This window comes from Bacillus sp. LL01 (assembly GCF_001037965.1).
Window position 1 is genome coordinate 1 of sequence record NZ_LFEL01000097.1, and the last position, 5,891, is coordinate 5,891.

Sequence of the window (5,891 nt, forward strand, 5' to 3'; positions counted from 1 at the left end):
TCCTATCCAACGTACATATTGCACAGGAATCGGATCATTTAACCCTAGTCGTTCAATTTGAGCCTCTCGTACTTCTGGTGAAATTTCTGGATCAAGATTCATAATGGCTGGTTTACCTGGTGCTGCATACATGATTGCAAATGATATGATGGAGATTCCAATCAAAATTGGGATCATCATGATCAGTCGTCTAATGATGTAACTAGTCATAATTTCATTCCTCACAATCCCTCAAGGTAGTTTTATAGAGTAGGAAGGGGAGGGAAAATCCCCTTCCCCCGACTACTTGAAGGCTTACTCTGTTACGTACCACTCGTTAACTTTGTACATGTTAACACGTGGGTGATGTGTGAAGCCTTCCACACGGTTGCTTAGAAGAACATGTTGCTCTGGGTAGTATAAGAACGTGTAAGGCTGGTCATTAGCAATCTCTTCATAGATTTCAGCGATTACAGCAGCACGCTCATCTTGGTCAATGATCTTCTTGTTTTGATCAGAAAGCTCATCAACACGGTCATTTTTGTAAGAAATGTTGTTTAATCCAGCTTCGATTTCACGAGAATGCCAGATTGCAGTTGGATCTGGATCAGTTGCAAGACCCCAAGCAAGTACTACAGCGTCAAAGTCRTAGTTTGGAGGGTTGATTTGATCTAAGAACGCACCCCACTCCATTTGACGAGCTTCAACTTCTACACCAACGTCAGCAAGCATTTGTTGAACAATTACTCCAATGTCACGACGAACAACGTTACCATCGTTAGAAAGGATTTCAAAAGAGAAACGCTCTCCATCTTTTTCTAGGACGCCATCAGCACCAGGCTCCCAACCAGCTTCAGCTAAAAGCTCTTTAGCTGCTTCTGGATCATAGTTGAACTCAGGAGCAGACTCAGGGTATGCCCAGCTAAGTGGAGATGCAGGAACGTGTGCTACTTGACCTTTACCATCCATGATCTCATCAACGATAAGTTGGCGATCGATAGCCATTGTTAAAGCTTGACGTACTTTAGGATCTTGGAATAACGGACGTTCGTTGTTCCAACCAATGTAGTCATAACGTAATGCTAGAGTTGAAGAAATACGACCGTGGTCATATGTTTCAGCAGTAGCGTACTCAGTTGCAGGAAGAATCATGTAATCTGTGTCACCAGTTTCAAACATTAATAGTTCAGCATTCGAATCAGATGCTACACGGAATGTTACTTTATCAAGGTTCGGACGACCTTCGAAGTACTCTTCATGTGCAACAACTTCTAGGTATTGCCCATCAACATAATCAACGAATTCAAATGGACCAGCACCAATTGGAGCGTTACGGTTGTATTCCATATGCTCTTCAAGGTCAGCTACAGGAACATCTTCAAGAATGTGCTTTGGAAGAATTCCGTAGCCAGAACGAGTATCAAAACTTGCATCTACTTCAGAAAGAATGAATTTAACAGTATAATCATCTACTACTTCAACACTTTCAAGCGTATCAAAGTCACCAGCACGAGGGCCTGTGTAATCAGGATTGATGAAGATGTCATGTGTAAACTTTACATCTTCAGCAGTTAGCTCTTCACCATCATGGAAAAGAACGCCTTCGTTTAGAGTGTATGTATACTCTAAACCGTCTTCAGAGATTTCAGGAAGATCAGTTGCTACATAAGGAATTAGGTTTAATTCCTGATCTGTTTGAAGAAGACTTGCATGAATTAAATCAATAACATCAGCACTTGCTGAGTCTTGTGAGTAAAGTGGGTTAAATGTAACCGGCTCACCAGAAGTACTTAAAACAATTTTACCACCTTGTTGTGGCTCACCTGTTGCAGCTTCTTCACCTTCAGCTTCTTCTTCACCTTCAGCTGGATCTTCAACGTCTGGATCTTCTTCTGTTGATGCAGGCTCATCTGAACCGCCACAAGCAGCAAGAACAAGCATAAGCGCCATAACCATACCTAGAAGCACTAATAAACTTTTCTTTGTCATCGTGTTTCCCCCTAAACCTTTTTAAATTATTTTGTCTTGCAGTCTTGCTAACATCCTACTGCCCTATATTTAGCCTTAGTATGTAGGCAACACCTCCCTTAAAAATGAAAATTCTGAAATAACCTTAGAGAGAAGAACCTCCCCGTAATTACTTATACAAATGACAAGCAACGAAGTGATCTTTCTTTACTTCTTTATACTCAGGTGCCACTTGTTTACACTCATCCATCGCCATCGGACAACGGGTATGGAACACACAGCCTGTTGGTGGGTTTGATGGACTCGGTATTTCACCTGTTAAAATGACTCGCTCGCGCTTTACTTCTGTTGGATGTGAACGCGGTACAGCAGATAATAGAGCTTGTGTGTAAGGATGCAATGGATCGGCATAAAGATCCTTCTTACCTGCAACCTCCATCATCTTTCCAAGGTACATAACCCCGATTCGATCAGAAATATGTTTAACGACCCCTAGATCATGGGCAATAAATAAGTAAGTCAACCCAAACTCCTCTTGTAAATCTTTAAATAAGTTCAATACTTGTGATTGGACCGATACATCAAGGGCAGATACTGGCTCATCCCCAATGATTAGCTTCGGATTTAATGTAAGAGCTCTGGCAATTCCGATACGCTGACGTTGTCCCCCTGAGAATTCATGCGGGTAACGATTGGCATAATCTGGGTTCAATCCAACCTTCTGCATCAAATCTTCAATGTATTCCTGTCTTGCTTTTCCTTTATACATCCCGTGAACACTTAGTGGTTCACTTAAGATTGTTTGTACCGTCTTACGTGGATTTAAAGAAGAGAACGGATCTTGGAACACCATTTGGATGTCCTTGCGAAACGGATGCAACTCTCGCTCTTTCATAGTCGAAATATCTTTGCCGTCAAAAATGATTTGACCATCTGTTGGTTCATACAAGCGCATTAACGTACGACCTGTTGTCGACTTTCCGCAGCCTGATTCACCTACAAGACCGAATGTTTCTCCTTTTCGAACGAAGAAGCTAATATCATCAACGGCTTTCACTTGACCAACTGTTCGTTGAAACATCCCTTTTTTAATCGGGAAATGCTTTTTCAGACCATTGACTTCAAGTAAAATATCATTGTCCTTTGTTGCTCCAACTTCCTTACGATCAGTTAGTTGTGTGCTCATTGTTGTTTACTCCTTCCTCAAACAAGAAACATCTCACTTTACGTCCAGGCTCAACTTGAAGTAGCTCAGGCTGCTCACTAACRCAGCGTGCCATCGCATGCGGACATCGTGTGACAAAACGACAACCTGATGGGAAATTATCTGGTGTCGGAACATTTCCTGCAATCGATGTTAGACGGTCTTTTTCATCATCAACATGTGGTACGGATTCCATTAATCCATTTGTATAAGGATGTAGCGGCTTATCAAATAGCGGAACGACATTTGCTTCTTCTACAATTTGACCGGCATACATGACGACTACGCGATCAGCAAGTTCTGCTACAACGCCTAGGTCATGAGTGATTAAAATGATCGATGAGTTAAACTTCTCACTCAGCCCGCGCATCAAATCAAGAATTTGTGCTTGTACGGTTACATCAAGTGCCGTTGTTGGCTCATCGGCGATCAATAGTTTCGGATCACAGCTCATGGCCATTGCAATCATGACACGCTGTCTCATCCCACCTGATAGGCGATGCGGATAGTCACGAAGAATTTCATCTACTCGAGAGAAACCTACTAACTCAAGCATTTCACGAGCTCTTTCATAGGCTTGTTTCTTTGAGAGCTTCTTGTGGTAGATGAGCGTTTCCGTAATCTGATCTCCGATTGTAAAAACCGGATTCAATGAGGTCATTGGCTCTTGGAAGATCATTCCGATATCATTACCACGAACCTTATACATCTTGTCTTCACCTTGTTTGAGAAGATCCTCACCGTTTAGTAGGATTTCCCCACCAACCGTTTTACCACCAGGAGATGGCACAAGTCGCATAAGAGATAATGTTGTCATACTCTTACCGGAACCTGACTCTCCTACAATGGCTAATGTTTCCCCTTGTTTCACTTCAAAGGACACATCATCTACAACAGGAAGCTCTTTTCCCTTTTTAAAGAAATAGGTTTTTAGATTTTTAACCTCTAGCAATGGCTTGTTTTCCACCATGACATCTACACCTCTTTATCCATAGAAGACTTCTTTCCAATTATGAATTGACGAGAAAGAGAATGATTTTATTTCCCAGGTAAGCATTTGAAAATTCAGACTATTAATACCGAATGAATAGCCATTCAATCCATCGCAAAATATTAACAATCGCTTCTATGCCATTGTCTTAGTTGGGATTCTCAAGTTTTCTCATAGTTTTCTGCAAATTTAGTAAATTGGACTAACGTCATTATATGTCAGGATCTTAAAGAATGCAATATTCAATCTTTTTAAAATAGTTTTTCTTTGTGATAAATTCTTACAATTTATTTAACCTAAATTTAATTAAACATTGTCCTTACACGTTTTATTCGTGTTCCGATTCGAATTGTGTAAAATAAAAAGCAATTCATTACGAATTTATAAATGAGCTTATCGTCCCCAAAAGTGGTTAATTCAGCTTATTATTATATAAATATAATGGTAAGCGTTTACATTTCGACTCATACCTCTGCTATATTCATCATTTTTTCTATCCACAATATCTCATTAAGCCAAAATTGCTTTATTCAGTTACATATTTGTCTCCTTCCACCAAAAAAATTCCGAGTTTCTTCTATATATAAACGCGTCACCATACTAAAAAGCCCCTCCRCATCGGAGGAGCCACTTTATTTAACTCTTCATCTTCGGATCGAGTGCATCACGCAACCCGTCTCCAATCATATTAAACCCAAGTACGACTAACATAATCGAGAAGCCGGGAAATAATACTGTCCACGGTGCCGATTGAATAAATTGTCTAGAATCAGACAACATTTTCCCCCACTCCGGCATCGGTGCTTGAGCTCCAAGCCCGAGAAAACCGAGTGCTGCAGCCTCAAGAATCGCTGTACCAAAGCCTAAAGTCGCCTGCACTATAATCGGCGCAATACTATTTGGAAGGATGTGATGCAGGATGATACGGCCATTTTTCATCCCCTGTGCCTTCGCTGCCATAATGAATTCTTCTTCACGCAAGCTGATGACTTTCGAGCGTACGAGCCGTCCGAAGATCGGGATATTTACGATCGCAATCGCAATCAAGGCATTCTGCAAAGACGGTCCTAGAATCGCCACAATCGCAATCGCTAAGAGAATACTCGGAAAAGCGAGCATAATATCAAAAATACGAGAAATTAACATATCAATCCAACGTCCGTAATAGCCTGCAATCAAACCGAGAGTCGTCCCGAAGATTAACGCCCCAGTCACCGCAAAGAATCCCACTTGCAAGGAAAGTCTCGCCCCGTATACGATACGTGTAAAAATATCTCGTCCAAAATCATCTGTACCAAACCAATGCTCCATCGAAGGAGATTGAAGACGATTAGTAGGATTGGTCTCCGAATACGTGCTACTTGTTAAGAGCGGTGCGAAAATCGCAATTAGAATAAAACTAATGATAATAAATAACCCGACTATCGCAAGCTTATTTTTCCTCAGCTGTCTAAATGCTTCCCTCCAAGGAGAGACCGCTACATATTGATCCTCTGGAGGGGGTGACTTGGGGCTTGGTGTCATCATTGGTTTTGCATGTTCTGTTTTCATCCGAGTCCCTCCTTAGTATTTGATCCGCGGGTCAATATAGGAATAAAGCAAATCGACAAACAAGTTAATCATCACAAAAATGGTGGCGACGATTAGAATACCTGATTGAATAACCGGATAATCACGGTAATTAATCGCCTCAAAAATATAACGGCCTATGCCTGGCCAACTAAAAATTGTCTCTGTTAAAATTGCCCC

At 41.2% G+C, this 5,891-nt stretch carries 5 protein-coding genes and 1 pseudogene; all 6 read right to left on the reverse strand.

Features of this window, described 5'->3' with window-relative positions; all coding sequences use genetic code 11:
• Nucleotides 1–210: pseudogene (locus AB685_RS25215) on the reverse strand (diguanylate cyclase); the annotation flags it as partial.
• Between the two features lie 84 nt (nt 211–294).
• Nucleotides 295–1,968, reverse strand: a complete 1,674-nt coding sequence (locus AB685_RS25220) for a peptide-binding protein (RefSeq protein ID WP_047973341.1) — start codon at nt 1,966–1,968, stop codon at nt 295–297.
• A gap of 148 nt (nt 1,969–2,116) precedes the next feature.
• Nucleotides 2,117–3,133, reverse strand: coding sequence for a dipeptide ABC transporter ATP-binding protein (locus AB685_RS25225; RefSeq protein ID WP_047973342.1), 1,017 nt, complete (start codon nt 3,131–3,133; stop codon nt 2,117–2,119).
• On the reverse strand, nt 3,114–4,121 hold the full coding sequence (locus AB685_RS25230; RefSeq protein ID WP_047973343.1) for an ABC transporter ATP-binding protein: 1,008 nt from the start codon (nt 4,119–4,121) through the stop codon (nt 3,114–3,116). The genes AB685_RS25225 and AB685_RS25230 overlap by 20 nt, the downstream gene beginning before the upstream one ends.
• Nucleotides 4,122–4,778: 657 nt before the next feature.
• The gene (nikC, locus tag AB685_RS25235) at nt 4,779–5,693 is read right to left on the reverse strand and encodes a nickel transporter permease (RefSeq protein ID WP_198530585.1); all 915 of its coding nucleotides are present in this window, start codon (nt 5,691–5,693) and stop codon (nt 4,779–4,781) included.
• A gap of 12 nt (nt 5,694–5,705) precedes the next feature.
• Nucleotides 5,706–5,891 (reverse strand): ABC transporter permease subunit (locus AB685_RS25240; RefSeq protein WP_047973344.1); only part of this gene is annotated, 186 nt, incomplete at its 5' end.